At 69.5% G+C, this 13086-nt stretch carries 11 protein-coding genes, 1 tRNA gene and 2 pseudogenes; 5 read left to right on the top strand and 9 right to left on the bottom strand.

Going from position 1 to position 13086, the window contains the following annotated elements:
* The first annotated feature begins 174 nt into the window (after positions 1-174).
* Positions 175-2457, top strand: coding sequence for a heterodisulfide reductase-related iron-sulfur binding cluster (locus tag PYS65_RS17100; protein WP_279334818.1), 2283 nt, complete (start codon positions 175-177; stop codon positions 2455-2457).
* 160 nt (positions 2458-2617) lie between these two features.
* Complete coding sequence (locus PYS65_RS17105; RefSeq protein WP_279334819.1) at positions 2618-3703, top strand: Yip1 family protein; 1086 nt, start codon at positions 2618-2620, stop codon at positions 3701-3703.
* Positions 3704-3794: 91 nt separating this feature from the next.
* Here the strand turns inward: PYS65_RS17105 and PYS65_RS17110 are convergent.
* Positions 3795-4046 (bottom strand): annotated as a pseudogene (locus PYS65_RS17110) (phosphoribosyltransferase family protein); the annotation flags it as partial.
* Entirely contained in the window at positions 3961-4536 is a 576-nt protein-coding gene (gene dcd, locus PYS65_RS17115) for a dCTP deaminase (RefSeq protein WP_279334820.1), read from the bottom strand. The gene dcd and the pseudogene PYS65_RS17110, both read right to left, overlap by 86 nt.
* Positions 4537-5064: 528 nt before the next feature.
* Between dcd and PYS65_RS17120 the strand changes: the two genes are divergently transcribed.
* A tRNA-Gly gene (locus PYS65_RS17120) sits at positions 5065-5138 on the top strand.
* Between the two features lie 259 nt (positions 5139-5397).
* Here PYS65_RS17120 and PYS65_RS17125 read toward each other — a convergent pair.
* From PYS65_RS17125 to PYS65_RS17145, 5 genes are all read right to left on the bottom strand, one after another.
* Positions 5398-6087, bottom strand: coding sequence for a phosphotransferase (locus PYS65_RS17125; protein WP_279334821.1), 690 nt, complete (start codon positions 6085-6087; stop codon positions 5398-5400).
* Positions 6088-6274: 187 nt separating this feature from the next.
* A complete protein-coding gene (locus PYS65_RS17130) occupies positions 6275-7171 on the bottom strand; it encodes an aldo/keto reductase (protein WP_279334822.1) in 897 nt (298 codons plus the stop codon).
* Complete coding sequence (locus PYS65_RS17135) at positions 7168-8352, bottom strand: cupin domain-containing protein (RefSeq protein ID WP_279334823.1); 1185 nt, start codon at positions 8350-8352, stop codon at positions 7168-7170. The genes PYS65_RS17130 and PYS65_RS17135 overlap by 4 nt, the downstream gene beginning before the upstream one ends.
* A 15-nt stretch (positions 8353-8367) precedes the next feature.
* On the bottom strand, positions 8368-8511 hold the full coding sequence (locus PYS65_RS17140; RefSeq protein ID WP_279334824.1) for a hypothetical protein: 144 nt from the start codon (positions 8509-8511) through the stop codon (positions 8368-8370).
* Between the two features lie 152 nt (positions 8512-8663).
* Positions 8664-9203: an ATP-binding protein gene (locus tag PYS65_RS17145; protein WP_279334825.1), complete on the bottom strand. Its 540-nt coding sequence runs from the start codon at positions 9201-9203 to the stop codon at positions 8664-8666.
* A gap of 178 nt (positions 9204-9381) precedes the next feature.
* Between PYS65_RS17145 and PYS65_RS17150 the strand changes: the two genes are divergently transcribed.
* Together PYS65_RS17150 and PYS65_RS17155 are read left to right on the top strand one after the other, a co-directional pair.
* Positions 9382-10548 carry a helix-turn-helix transcriptional regulator gene (locus PYS65_RS17150; protein WP_279334826.1) on the top strand — a complete coding sequence of 389 codons (1167 nt, stop codon included), beginning with the start codon at positions 9382-9384 and terminating at the stop codon, positions 10546-10548.
* Positions 10549-10567: 19 nt separating this feature from the next.
* Complete coding sequence (locus tag PYS65_RS17155) at positions 10568-11293, top strand: 5-formyltetrahydrofolate cyclo-ligase (protein WP_279334827.1); 726 nt, start codon at positions 10568-10570, stop codon at positions 11291-11293.
* A gap of 483 nt (positions 11294-11776) precedes the next feature.
* On the opposite strand, the gene PYS65_RS17160 is transcribed toward PYS65_RS17155, so the two are convergent.
* Positions 11777-12187, bottom strand: a complete 411-nt coding sequence (locus PYS65_RS17160) for a VOC family protein (RefSeq protein WP_279334828.1) — start codon at positions 12185-12187, stop codon at positions 11777-11779.
* Between the two features lie 411 nt (positions 12188-12598).
* Positions 12599-12899, bottom strand: a pseudogene (locus tag PYS65_RS17165) (tyrosine-type recombinase/integrase); the annotation flags it as partial.
* Positions 12900-13086: the final 187 nt, after the last annotated feature.

A 13086-nucleotide genomic window follows, 5' to 3' on the forward strand; every position in this document is an offset into this window, starting at 1 on the left:
TCCAGGGCACCCCCCAAGGCAACCCTCAGCGACTCAGATCACCCCGCGCCCGACTACAGTGCGGCCGGAGATAGGGGTAGTCTCAGACGGACTGCATAAGTTACCGCTTAGTAATGTCGGGAATCCCCTGGCAGGAGCCCCCCGACCAAACCCTTGCAGGCCCGAGGAGCCCCCATGCAACTCGCCGCGATCATCGTGTCGCTGGCCCTGGCCGTGGTCGGCGCTGCCCTGCTCGCACGCGCGACCGGCCAGTTCGTCCGGTACTTCAAGCTGGGCCAGCCGGTCCCGGCCGGCACCCGGACCGACAACCCCTACCAGCGCAGCGTGACCCTGGTGCGGGAGTTCCTCGGCCACACGCGCATGAACCGGTGGGGCGTCGTCGGCATCGCCCACTGGTTCGTGGCCGTCGGATTCCTGACGCTGCCGCCGACCCTCGCCCAGGCGTTCGGCCAGCTCTTCCGGGCCGACTGGACGCTGCCGGTGCTCGGCGGCTTCCTGCCGTTCGAGATGTACATCGAGTTCATCGGCGTGATGACGGTCCTGGGCATCCTCGTGCTCATGGCGATCCGGCTGCTCAGCCTGCCCGGCCGCCCCGGCCGCAAGTCCCGGTTCACCGGCTCGAAGATGGGCCAGGCCTACTTCGTCGAGTACGTCATCCTCACCATCGGCCTCGCCATCTACGTGCTGCGCGGCCTGGAGGGCGCCCTGCACCACGTGGACGGCTACGAGGCGGCGTACTTCGCCTCGTACCCGCTGGTGCTCGCCTTCAAGAACCTCGACGTCGGCACCCTGCAGAACCTGGTCTACCTGACCGCCATGATCAAGATCGGGACCTCGTTCGTCTGGATGATCGTGGTCTCGCTCAACACGAACATGGGTGTGGCCTGGCACCGCTTCCTGGCCTTCCCCAACATCTGGTTCAAGCGCGAGGCCACCGGCGGCACCGCGCTGGGCGCCCTGCAGCCGATGACCTCGGGCGGCAAGCCGATCGACTTCACCGACCCCGGTGACGACGACGTCTTCGGCGTCTCCCAGGTCGAGCAGTTCTCCTGGAAGGGCCTGCTGGACTTCTCCACCTGCACCGAGTGCGGCCGCTGCCAGTCACAGTGCCCCGCCTGGAACACCGGCAAGCCGCTCTCCCCCAAGCTGCTGATGATGTCGCTGCGCGACCACGCGCACGCCAAGGCCCCCTACCTGCTGGCCGGCGGCGGCAAGACGATGGAGGGCGAGGAGAAGGCGTCCGCCGAGCAGCTCAAGGACGTGCCCGCGGCGGCCCTCGCGGAGGCCGAGCGCCCGCTGATCGGCACCCTCGAGGAGAACGGCGTCATCGACCCCGACGTCCTGTGGTCCTGCACCACCTGCGGCGCCTGCGTCGAGCAGTGCCCCGTCGACATCGAGCACATCGACCACATCGTCGACATGCGCCGCTACCAGGTCATGATCGAGTCCAGCTTCCCCTCCGAGGCGGGCACGATGCTCAAGAACCTGGAGAAGAAGGGCAACCCCTGGGGCCTGGCCAAGAAGCAGCGCCTTCAGTGGCTCAAGGAGCTCGACTTCGAGGTCCCGGTCGTCGGCAAGGACATCGAGGACCTCACGGAGGTCGAGTACCTGTACTGGGTCGGCTGCGCCGGCGCCCTCGAGGACCGCGCCAAGAAGACCACCAAGGCGTTCGCCGAACTCCTGCACATCGCGGGCGTCACGTTCGCGATCATGGGCGGCGACGAGAAGTGCACCGGCGACTCCGCCCGCCGCCTGGGCAACGAGCCCCTGTTCCAGGAGCTCGGCATGGAGAACGTCTCCGCGCTGAACACGGCCTTCGGCGAGGAGACGGACGACGAGGGCAACGTCACCGAGGAGTCGAGGAAGCCCAGGTCGGCGAAGAAGATCGTCGCCACCTGCCCGCACTGCCTCAACACCCTCGGCAACGAGTACCCGCAGCTCGGCGGCGACTACGAGGTCATCCACCACACCCAGCTGCTCCAGCACCTGATCGACGAGGGCAAGCTGATCCCGGTGACCCCGGTCGAGGGCCTCGTCACCTACCACGACCCGTGCTACCTGGGCCGGCACAACAAGATCTACACGCCGCCGCGCGAGATCATCGCCAACGTCCCGGGCCTCAGGAACGAGGAGATGCACCGCCACAAGGAGCGCGGCTTCTGCTGCGGCGCCGGCGGCGCGCGGATGTGGATGGAGGAGCGGATCGGCAAGCGCGTCAACGACGAGCGCGTCGACGAGGCCCTCGCCCTGAACCCCGACATCATCTCCACTGCCTGCCCGTTCTGCCTGGTCATGCTGACCGACTCGGTCAACGGCAAGAAGAACGACGGCAAGGCCAAGGAGTCCGTCCAGGTCGTCGACGTCGCCCAGCTGCTGCTGGAGTCGGTCAAGACGCCCCTCGACCCGACGGACGAGTCGGAGACGGAGAACGCCCCGGAGCCGGAACCGGTGAAGTAGGCGCGAAGCAGGTACGCGCCTGAGCACGAAGCAGGTGCGCAGCAGACACGAAGGGGCCGCCCGGCTGGGCGGCCCCTTCGTCATGTTCACGTACGCTCCGTCCTGCGGAGGACCGCACCCCTCCGCAGGACGGAGAACGGAGCTGACCGCCCCTTAGGGGATGTCACATCTCGGCCGCAAAGGGGGCCCCGAAACCCCGGGCCCGGCCCACCACACCCCCGGAGCAGGTACGTTCGACGACGTGGCTGGATTCAGGATCGGACGCGGCCGGGACAACAACGGCGCTCCTCACGCGCAACCGCAACAACCCCCGTACGGACAGCAGACGCCGCCGGGGCCGTCGTACGGCTCCCCGCAGGCGCCTCAGCCGTACCCGCCCCAGCAGCCGCCCTACGGCAGAGGCGGCCACAGCGGCGGCGGCAACGGCGGCGGCTGGCCACAGGTGAACCGCGGTCCGGGCGGTCCGGGCGGCTACGGCGGCCATCACCGCCCCGGCGGCGGCCACGGCGAGCCCGAGTACTTCGGCGACGGCGGCGCGTACCCTCCCGGCCCGCACGCCCCGCACTCCCCCCACGCCCCGCACGACCCGTACGCGGCCAACAACCCGGGCCACACCCAGGCCTTCTCGGTCAGCGGGGACCCCTACCTGCAGGGCGGCGGGACGCACCACGGCGGTGCCCCCGAGCCCGTGCCCGGCCCGGTCGGCCCGCCCCTGCCCTGGAAGGCCCTGCTCAAGGGCATCGTCACCGCCCCCGACCAGACCTTCCTGAGGATGCGCGACTACACGATGTGGGGCCCCGCCCTCACCGTGACCTTCCTCTACGGCCTGCTGGCGATCTTCGGCTTCGACGGCGCCCGCGAAGAGGCGATCGACGCCACCATCACCACCGCCATACCCGTCGTGCTGATGACCGGTGTGGCCATGATGATCAGCTTCCTCATCCTGGGCGTGGTCACCCACTCCCTGGCCCGCCAGCTCGGCGGCAACGGCGCCTGGCAGCCCACCGTCGGGCTGTCCATGCTGATCGTGGCCCTCACGGACGCCCCCCGCCTGTTCCTCGCGATGTTCGCGAGCGGCGACGCCACCTTCGTCCAGATCGTCGGCTGGATCACCTGGGTCGCGGGCGGCGCGCTCCTCACCATGATGGTCAGCCGCTCCCACGACCTTCCCTGGCCGAAGGCCCTGGGCGCGTCCGCGATCCAGCTCCTGGCCCTGCTCTCCCTGGTGAAGCTGGGCACGCTGTAACAGCGAACGGCACCCGCGACACGGCACGAAGGGGCTCCCGATCCGGGAGCCCCTTCTTCGTCCCGGCCCGAGCACATGGCTTGCCCGGGCAAGCCAGCCCGCCCGCGACGAAGACACCACCGCGCGCGATGCCGAGCACGACGTCCGGCCGGTACCCGTCGTCCACGACGGCCTGGGCGAGCTCACGCACGGCCGCCCCGAACTGCTCGTGACCGAGGGGTCCTCCCGCCGCGGAGGGCTCTCCTGCCCGCCCGTGCCTACACCTGGGTGCGGTGGAAGTTGAGGAAGGCCCGCGAGGCCGTGGGCCCGCGCTGCCCCTGGTACCGGGAGCCGTACCGCTCACTGCCGTACGGGGCCTCGGCCGGCGAGCTGAGCCGGAACAGGCACAGCTGGCCGATCTTCATCCCGGGCCACAGCTTGATCGGCAGCGTCGCGAGGTTCGACAGCTCCAGGGTCACGTGCCCGGAGAACCCAGGGTCGATGAACCCGGCGGTCGAGTGCGTGACCAGCCCGAGCCGCCCCAGCGAACTCTTCCCCTCCAGCCGCGACGCGAGATCGTCGGGCAGCGAGATGATCTCGTACGTACTGGCCAGCACGAACTCGCCCGGATGCAGGATGAACGGTTCGTCCCCCTCCGGCTCCACGAGCCGGGTCAGCTCCGCCTGCTCGACGGACGGGTCGATATGCGGGTACCGGTGGTTCTCGAACACCCGGAAGAAGCGGTCGAGGCGCACGTCGACACTGGACGGCTGCACCATGGATTCGTCGTAGGGATCGATCCGTACCCGCCCGGAATCGATCTCGGCCCGGATGTCCCTGTCTGAGAGAAGCACGCCCCGAGGATACGCAAGGCGCGCGGACCGGCCACCATCGCCGTCCCACGCGCCCACGTCCTGTTGACCCTGCCGGTCCCCCGTGCCCTCGCTTACCGCTTCTGGTACGCGACCGGCACGACGCTGCGAAGCCGCGCACAGCGCGGACACCGCAAGAGCCGGCCGGGGCCGAGTCGCTCGGCCTGCTGCATCGGGAACGAGGCGGCGGCAAACACGTGCCCATCGGCACAGCGGACGACGGTGCGCTCCATCAAGTCCAAGAGTCCCTTCCCCAAGAGCCGCGCCTGGCTTCCTGCCCTGGCGCCGAAAGGCACATTACGGGATCAAAGAGACGACCCTCCAGGCGGCACTCCGACCCCGCCCGGCCCTCACCACACCCCCACCGTACGCCCCAACTCCGGCCCCCCGTACCCACTTCCGCACCTCGAACGCCACCAGGCCCCCGGGACCTGAAACACCGGGGACCTGCCATGGGGTAGAGTGACCGAGCATCCGGTCACCGGTCGATTCCGGTGGTCTGGATCACGCGCGGGTGTAGTTTAATGGTAGAACATCAGCTTCCCAAGCTGAGAGCGCGAGTTCGATTCTCGTCACCCGCTCCACGCAAAACCCCCAGGTCAGCGACCCGGGGGTTCTTTGTTGTCCAGACCGGTGGGCAACTGCCGCACCACAACCGAACCATTAGCCCGCCGACGGCTCCTCCTTATGGTGCGTACGGTCGTCGTTGTGGTGCTTCGCACGTTCGGCCCGTACGAGGTCGTCGAGCCCGGCGGTGACCCTCACGGCCGGGCCTCGTACCAGTGGATCAGCGCCGCCTGACCGGGGTCGTCCGGCGTCTCCGCCGACTCGACGGTGAGCGGCTCAGCGACCGGTCGTCCCGTCGGCCGTCATCCGGTGCCAGATCTCTTCCACCCGTTGCCGCAGAGTGGGGACCAGTTCCACGTTGTCTCCGCGTTCGGCACTCTGCAGGAGTTCGGTGATGACCACCAGCTCCGCGAAGCGTCCGCCCTCACTGTCGAGAACGGTGGAAAGTTCCCGGCGGACGCGCTCGGCGGTCTCCGGCATCGTGAGGCTGTAGGCGTGCAGGAGGGCTGCGTCGTAGCCGGCCGGGGCGGTGCCCCAGCCTTCCCAGTCCAGGATGCCGAGTTCGGGACCGGCGAGGTTGGCCCAGTGCAGGTCACCGTGTGCGGTGGACCATGCGGGAGGCGTCGTGGGGACGGGCCCGCCGAGGAAGGCGAGGTACTTCGGCATGGCGCGGTCCAGGTATGCCTGGCGTACGGCCGTACGGTCGGTGCGGACCATCGGGAGACAGGCCAGGGCCGTGCGCAGATCGTTCCACCAGGCGGTCGTCAGGGAGGGCACTGCGGTGACGAGTGCGGGGGTGGGCGACACGGTTTCGCCAGCGACGTGGTCGTACAGCTCTGCCTTGTACGCGTTTCCTCCCTCCTTCCACTGTCGTACGAGACGCAGACGAGGGCGTGGCACCTGTCGGGGCACCAGCCGTTCGGCGTCCTCCGGCCCTGTCCACAACTTGCCGCTCGCCTTGTCCACCGGGCTGTGGACGACACGCAGCCACCCTGGCCCGTGAGCCCCGGTGACGGGTCGGCCCAGCGTGCGTCCCCTCCACCCCCACGCCTCCTGCGGCCCTTCGTCGGACGGCCGTGTGCCAGGAACCGCCCCAAGGAGGCCGCACGCCACGGTATGGGCCCTCCGCATGCGCGCGGCGACCTCGAGGTCGTCAGGTTCCGAGGACATCGATGACCTTTCTCAGGCGATCGGGCGACAAGGGCTCGCAGACCGCAGCCCCCAGGGCATCGGCCCAGTGTGCCGGTGTGCTCGACGACAGCAGGACACGCGACACCCCGGGGGCCGACAGGGCGACCAGGAGCGCGGCCTGCGCTGCGGATGCGGCAGGGGCGATGAAGCGCACCAGTTCCTCCGTCATCGCTCCGAGGAGTTCACCGCCTCCGAGCGGGGCCGACGCGAAGACGTCGAGCCCCGCTTCCCGTGCCTCCACCAGTGCTCCGCACCCGGCGAGCGCGTCCGCCACCACGGCGAGTCGAATGAGTGAAACCGGGAACTGCACGGCTCGGAAGTGATGCTGTGGCCCGCCCACGGTTTCCGCAAGTGCCGTGAGTTCCGGGATGGTGAACATGCCGCTCGACAGGCCCGCCCAGGTGGCGACGCCGTAGCCGCCGACCCTGCCGGCGTCCGCCATGCTCTCCAGTTCCTCGAATGCCTCGGCCAGCGTCCGCGACAGATCGGCCCGGTCCGTCCGGCCGTGCTCCGGATTGTGGACGAAGACCAGGTCCGGGACGCGACCGAGGCAGGCACGACTGCGGGCGAGCTGCCAGGCGATGCAGGGACGTGCCAGGCAGTGGCCTTGATCGCGGTCGTACAACGGCACCCCGGCGTTCCGAGCGGCCCGCCGGTCGGCGTCGGGCACGAAGCCGACCTTGGTCGAGACACGTACCTGTGGACACGCCTTGAGGACCAGCCGCAGAGATGCCTCGGCCGTACCGGACGCGTAGTTCGGCGCCGTGTCGATCCATGTCACCCCGGCGTCCACGGCCGCACCCACCGACTGCGACACGTCACGACACCGATACGTCCCGGCCGCCAGACGGGCGCTCATCCGGCCCGTCCCACGGCCGCGACCTCGCCGTCCACCAGCTCGCTCACGAGGTGCGCCACCTGCCCGACGCGAAGTCCGGCCGCTCGGGCGAGTGTGTCCAGGCGGTGGTGGCCTCCGTCCAGAAGGAGGGACAGCACAGGTGCGGCCTGCGGGGAGAAGGCCCATTCCTCTCCCCCTGCCGTCAGCACCGGGTGGCCCTCCCCGTCGCTGTGCAGCCGGGCGCGAGCGGTTACCAGGTGTACGACGAGAGCGGGGTCGGGCGGTACGCCCTCGACGTACGGCAGTGAGGGCACCAGGCGGGCCCGGTCGGTGGCGTCCCGCATGCCGAGGAAGCGGTCGAGCAGCGTCCCGTCCTCGAACTCCTTCATGACGAGGTCGCCGAGGGACCGTACGAAGTACGCCTTCTCTTCCTCGGTCCCGAAGCGTGGCAGGTCGCTGCGCACGGTCGTTTCACGGCACAGGTTCTCGGAGAGCCACTGGAGAAGGTCGGCGCCGGTAGTCGTCTGCATGCCGCAGGTGAGGTGGAGGGAGTGGACGCCTTCGGAAGCGGCGACCGCGTGCCACCAACCGCGCGGCAGGTACAGCATGTCTCCTGCTTGCAAGACCAGTTCGACGAGCGGCTCGTTCGGCGGCGGTTCGGGGACGTCCGTGTCACGGTGGAGCGGAGCTCGCCTCGTGGGGCCGTGGATGCGCCATCGTTTGGCGCCGTCGAGCTGGAGGACGAGCACATCGTGGTCGTCCCAGTGGACTCCGAAGCCTTCCTCGGGGGTCCAGGAGGCGTAAGCATTGACCTGGATGCCGGTACGCAGATGTCGTTCCAGTTCCTGGGCGAGGTGGCCGACGGCCGGGTGCAACTCGTCGATCGCGTCCAGGACGAGAGTGGCGCCCTCGGCAAGGTGGCGGTGCAGTTCGGCGGGCTTGAGCCGGTGCCACACGGTGCTGCGACGAGTGGTGACCGGCACCGAGTAGGCGTGTTGAGGCAACGCCTCGCCGCCCGCCGAGAGGCGCAGGCGGGGCGGTTCGAGCCGGTGGTGGGTGAGCAGGGCGTTCAGGTCGTCCCAGCCGAGCAGGCCGGCGAAGCGGCCCGGCTCACCGGGGAAGTGGCGGTAGGTGCGGCCGTACACCTGGGCGAGGAAGTCCTCGCCCAGGCGCGCGACCACCGCGGATACGTCGGTGGTCATCGGTTGCGGCCCTTCTCAGTCGTTGCCGTCGGAGCGGCCGGTGGAACCGCCGTCCGAGGGCTGTTCGGCCCGCGAACGGGCGGCGGCAATCCGGCGACGGGCGACCAGCAGGCCGTGGTCCTCCTGAGCACCGTTCGTGGTCACGTTCTGCTCGGGCATGGTTGTGTCTCCTTCGGTGTTGGCGGAAGCGAGCCGGTTGCCCGCTCCCTGGATGTGGCGTCTCCGGCTGCCCCACCAGACGGTGGAGTCCCAGTCGGAGGCGTCTGTAGCTGATGGAGGACACGCGCGTCCCAAATCAGCTGGTCAGGTGGTCAGGTGGCGGTGACATGCGCGCGGGAGCCGCTGAGCACGCCGCATCCCGGTTCGGCAACCGCCACCGGCCGCGGTGCGCCCTCGAACGAGGGATCGTTTACACATGCGGCGGGAGACGGACGGGAAGGCGAGGTTGAGCAGCCGCCGATCTCGAACCAGACCACTTTTCCGTCCGTGGTCGGCCGGGAGCCCCACGCCTGGGCAAGACCGTCGACCAACTGCAGTCCGCGCCCACTCTCCTCGTCCAGGTCGGCCGGCGCCCGCTGCGGGAGAAGGCCGCTTTCCGCATCCTCGGCTTCCAGGCGCACACAAGTCCCGTTCCAGCTCACCGTGACCCGGCAGCCCTCCCCCGTGTGCACCACGGCGTTCGCGATCACCTCACCGGCCAGCAGCTCCAGCGTCTCGACTGCCTCCTCCGCAAGTAGCAAGTCCCAGTCACGGACGATCGCGACAACCCTGCAACGAGCGGAAGACACAGCGCCGGTGTCGGACGGGACATGGAGGGACGAGGACTTCGGGGCGAGTGTTCGGAACGTCATGGAGGGCGAACCTTCCTGGCTGTGTGCGTCGGAGTTCCACACAACCGCCCCCGGCCGACAACGCCCAGAGCACAATGGACGCACCAATGCGGCATCCGTGCGTCACTCTCACGCCTCACCTGGGAAGCCGCGCAGTCGTACGTCCCTGGCAGGGCAGGCGAAACGGGGAGACAGCGTCATGGCGCACCACCGCAACGGCCTCGCAGCACGCCGCCGGACCGTGGGCCTCACCCAGGAGGCTCTCGCCGAGCACATGCAGGTGGACCGCTCCACCATCACCCGCTGGGAATCAGGCCGCACCGCCCCACAACCCTGGATGCGCCCACGACTGGCCCGCCTTCTGCGCGTCGACGCCGAGGGCCTGAACGACCTGCTGACCGCACGGTTGCCAGGCCGCACGCAGGAACAAGAAGCTCTCGAATACGTGATGCTTCACCCGGGCCGCATCGACCTGCCGGCCGTCGCCGCACTTCGCACGCGCTTCTACGACTGCGCCGCTCGCTACGACCGTGTGCCTTCGGCCGGCCTCATCGCAGAAGCAGCAGCACAGCTCAACCGCATCGACCAGCTTGCCGCCGGCTCCGCCCGCGGACGCGTCCAGAGGGAACTCCACGCTCTGCACGCCGATGCGTGCACTCTCATGGGGCAGTTGGTCTGGGACGCCTCCCAGCGCCGCGACCACACCACCGCGAAGACGTACTACGAGCAGAGCGCCGACCTCGCCCGCCACCTACGGGACACCACGCTCGAAGCCCACGCCTTACTGCGCACCTGCTACGTCGCGCTGTACGGCGCACACGACGCACAGGCCGGGCTCGCGCTCGCGGAGCAAGCAGCCGAAACCGCCGAGCGCACGAGTCCCGCCCTGACCGGACTGGCACTCCTGCACGTCGCCGAGGCACACGCCATACTGCGGTCGGCCTCGGACTGCGAACGCGCTCTCTCCAGCGCAGAACGTCAACTCGCCCATGCGGACGGCAGCGACGCCGCCGCCGACCTGGTATCACCCACCCAGTTCGGCCGCCTCGCAGGCTCCTGCTACCTCTCCCTCGGAGACCACCGACGGGCCGAAACCCTGCTGACCAGCACTGCGGAGAAGCTACGGGACAGGCGAAAGTCACGCGCGATCGTGCTGGGGAACCTTACGCTCGCCCGTATCCGTCAACACGATGTCGAGGCGGGGGTGGCCAGCCTCACCGAAGCCATCACCGAGCTGGAGACCACACGCGGAGGCGGAGGCATGAACATCGTCTTCGGAGCCGCTCGCGAACTGCGCCCCTGGCGCCAGGAACCCCTCGTCGCAGAGGTCCACGACAGACTGCTCGGCCTGATGACGGCAGCGTAGGAGAGAGAAGGAGACACCGGTGGCAGCCAACTCCCTGGACCACGCCAAGCAGGCGGTACGCACGCAGGTCTGGGACGCCCTGACCGCCGCGGACGCCGTCCACGACCCTTCCGTCCACGGCCGCATCCCCCACTTCAAGGGTGCCGAGGAAGCCGCTGCCCGACTCGCGGGGCTTCCGGCCTGGCAGCGTGCGGGGGTCGTCAAGGCAGTACCGGACAAGGCCCAGCTTCCGGTCCGGGCACGGGCCCTGAAGGAGGGCAAAACCCTCTACATGGCGGTACCGAGGTTAGCCACCCCCAAGCCCTTCTACCTCCTGGACCCGGCCACCCTCACCGTCCCACCCGCCGAGGCCGCAGCAAGCCGCACCGCCGCCACGATCGCCCCCACCGTCGAGGTCGACGCCCTCCGACCACTGGACCTGATCGTCCTCGGCAGCGTCGCCGTCCACCGCGACGGCGCCCGCATCGGCAAAGGCGCCGGCTACTCCGACATCGAGTTCGCCCTGCTCACCGAGGCCGGCCTGGTGACGCCGGAGACCCTCGTCGTCACCACCGTCCACACCCTCCAGGTGACCGACACCCCGATCCCCACCACCGAGCACGACGTCGGCGTCGACCTGATCGTGACCCCCGACGAAACCATCACCTGCCCGAACCCCCACCGCCCCTCAGGGATCGACTGGTCGGCCCTCACGGCAGAGAAGATCGCTGCAATCCCGGCGCTCACGGCTCGACAGGGCACCTGACGACCTGAGCGGATAGCGCCCGATCCCTGTGCCACAACCTCCCATCCAACGACTGAGTTACAACCTTCTTCACGAGTTCAAGGCCCGCGCACGGCGCGGGCGCGCGCCGCCTTGTCGGCGGGGCCACCGCCCTGTCTTGGCCAGCGGCGGCCCCGCCCGGCGGCGCGCTACGTGCAAGCGGGCAAGGGCGGGACGTCATCCGCGGGCACAAGATGTGCCTCCGGCGGGGGATCGGCCGACACCGGGATGGAGGGGGCGCCGTACGCGGGTGCGGGTCCGTAGGGGTGTGCGCGGGGATCTCCCATCCCGTCCACCGTCGCCCCAGGCGAAGCCGAGCAGACGCGGCCCCTGGCGTCCAGGTCGTTCGTACAGTGGCGCGCTCCACCTGGACGCCAGGAACCACGCCCGCTCCACATGCGTGTGGGTCGACGGCGGACGGGATGGGAGCCGGGGAGAGTGGTGGGTGAGGAAGTGGGCGGCTAATTAGTCGCGCTTGGGCCAGATCGGGCCCTGGTCGGTCCAGATGACGCCTTTGTTGCGGCACAGGCAGAAGGGGTGGCCGATCGGGTCGGTGTAGACCTGCCAGCCGTAGCCGTTGGGGCCGATGAAGTCCTGCCTTAGCGTCGCGCCGAGGTCGAGGACGCGGCGCTGCTCGGGCTCGATCTCGTCCACTTCGAAGTCGAGGTGGAACTGCTTGGGGTGCTCGCTGTCGGGCCACTGCGGAGCGCGGTAGTCGTCCACCCGGATGAATGCCAGCTCGATCTCGCCGAACTGGATGCCAGCCCAGTCCTCGGAGCTGCCTTCCTTGATCGGGCGGCCCGTCACCTCGGAGTAGAAAGCCGCCAGCTTCATCGTGTCCGGGCAGTCGATAATGAAATCGGTGAGTCGCAGCATCCCGCGATCTTCTCAGAGACTCTGTACTGGGGAGTGCGGTACCGCAGAGAAGTACAGCAACCGTGCCGACCGCAGGCAGTCGTCTCAAACCGCTGACGGCCGAGTGACCAGGCCGGATGACCTCAGCGACCGCCCCGCCCGTAGTTCGCATCGAGGGGGCCGTGCCAGTCCCGTGCCAGATCGGGCGGGGCACCGCGGGGAACACCGGGGACCAAGACAGAAGCCGGCTACAGGTCGAGACCGCCCCACCCCAGGTCAGGCGAGCAATCGCCCCTGGGGCACCCAGGCTTCCCGAGCTGAGAGCGCGAGTTCGATTCTCGTCACCCGCTCCACGCGAAACCCCCAGGTCAGCGACCCGGGGGTTCTTTGTTGTCCAGACCGGTGAGCGGGTGCCGCACCACAACCGCACCGTCAGCCCGCCGACGGCTCCCCCCTGTGGTGCGCACGGTCGTCGGTGTGGCGCTTCGCACGCCCGGCGCGCACGAGGTCGTCGAGCCCGGCGGCGGCCTCCCGCTGCTGCTCCTCGTCGGAGTCCCGGTAGATCAGCGCCGCCTTCTCGGAGGACTGGCCGGCGCGCCATCGTGTCCCGGAGGGTGGCGCCCGAACGGGTCGACAGGGTGTGTCCGGTATGACGGAGGTTGTAGAAGCGGAAGCCGTCCGGGAGACCGGCGACCGCACGAGCCCGGCGCCACTTCCGCCGGAACGGGGTGCGAGCGGGTTCGAGGGTGGTGGCGAACCGGCTCGTGTTCCTCGGTGTCCGCGTGGGGTCGGGGTGTGGCGTCCCACTGCTGCCCGGCCGGCGTGGTGCTCCGGCGGGCCGACAGGGCGGCGTGGCCGGCCTGCCACCGCGCGGTCAGGCGGGTGGCCGTGGCCGGAAGGCCTCCGGTCCTGGGCGGGGG

Origin of the sequence: Streptomyces cathayae (assembly GCF_029760955.1) — a bacterium.
Taxonomy (GTDB): Bacteria; Actinomycetota; Actinomycetes; order Streptomycetales; family Streptomycetaceae; genus Streptomyces; species Streptomyces cathayae.

Bases quoted from the DNA above. Each gene is read 5' to 3' on its own strand.
- PYS65_RS17100 (WP_279334818.1), top strand. From the start codon at position 175: ATGCAACTCGCCGCGATCATCGTGTCGCTGGCCCTGGCCGTGGTCGGC.
- PYS65_RS17105 (WP_279334819.1), top strand. From the start codon at position 2,618: ATGTCACATCTCGGCCGCAAAGGGGGCCCCGAAACCCCGGGCCCGGCC.
- PYS65_RS17130 (WP_279334822.1), bottom strand. From the start codon at position 7,171: ATGAGCGCCCGTCTGGCGGCCGGGACGTATCGGTGTCGTGACGTGTCG.
- PYS65_RS17135 (WP_279334823.1), bottom strand. From the start codon at position 8,352: ATGACCACCGACGTATCCGCGGTGGTCGCGCGCCTGGGCGAGGACTTC.
- PYS65_RS17140 (WP_279334824.1), bottom strand. From the start codon at position 8,511: ATGCCCGAGCAGAACGTGACCACGAACGGTGCTCAGGAGGACCACGGC.
- PYS65_RS17145 (WP_279334825.1), bottom strand. From the start codon at position 9,203: ATGACGTTCCGAACACTCGCCCCGAAGTCCTCGTCCCTCCATGTCCCG.
- PYS65_RS17150 (WP_279334826.1), top strand. From the start codon at position 9,382: ATGGCGCACCACCGCAACGGCCTCGCAGCACGCCGCCGGACCGTGGGC.
- PYS65_RS17160 (WP_279334828.1), bottom strand. From the start codon at position 12,187: ATGCTGCGACTCACCGATTTCATTATCGACTGCCCGGACACGATGAAG.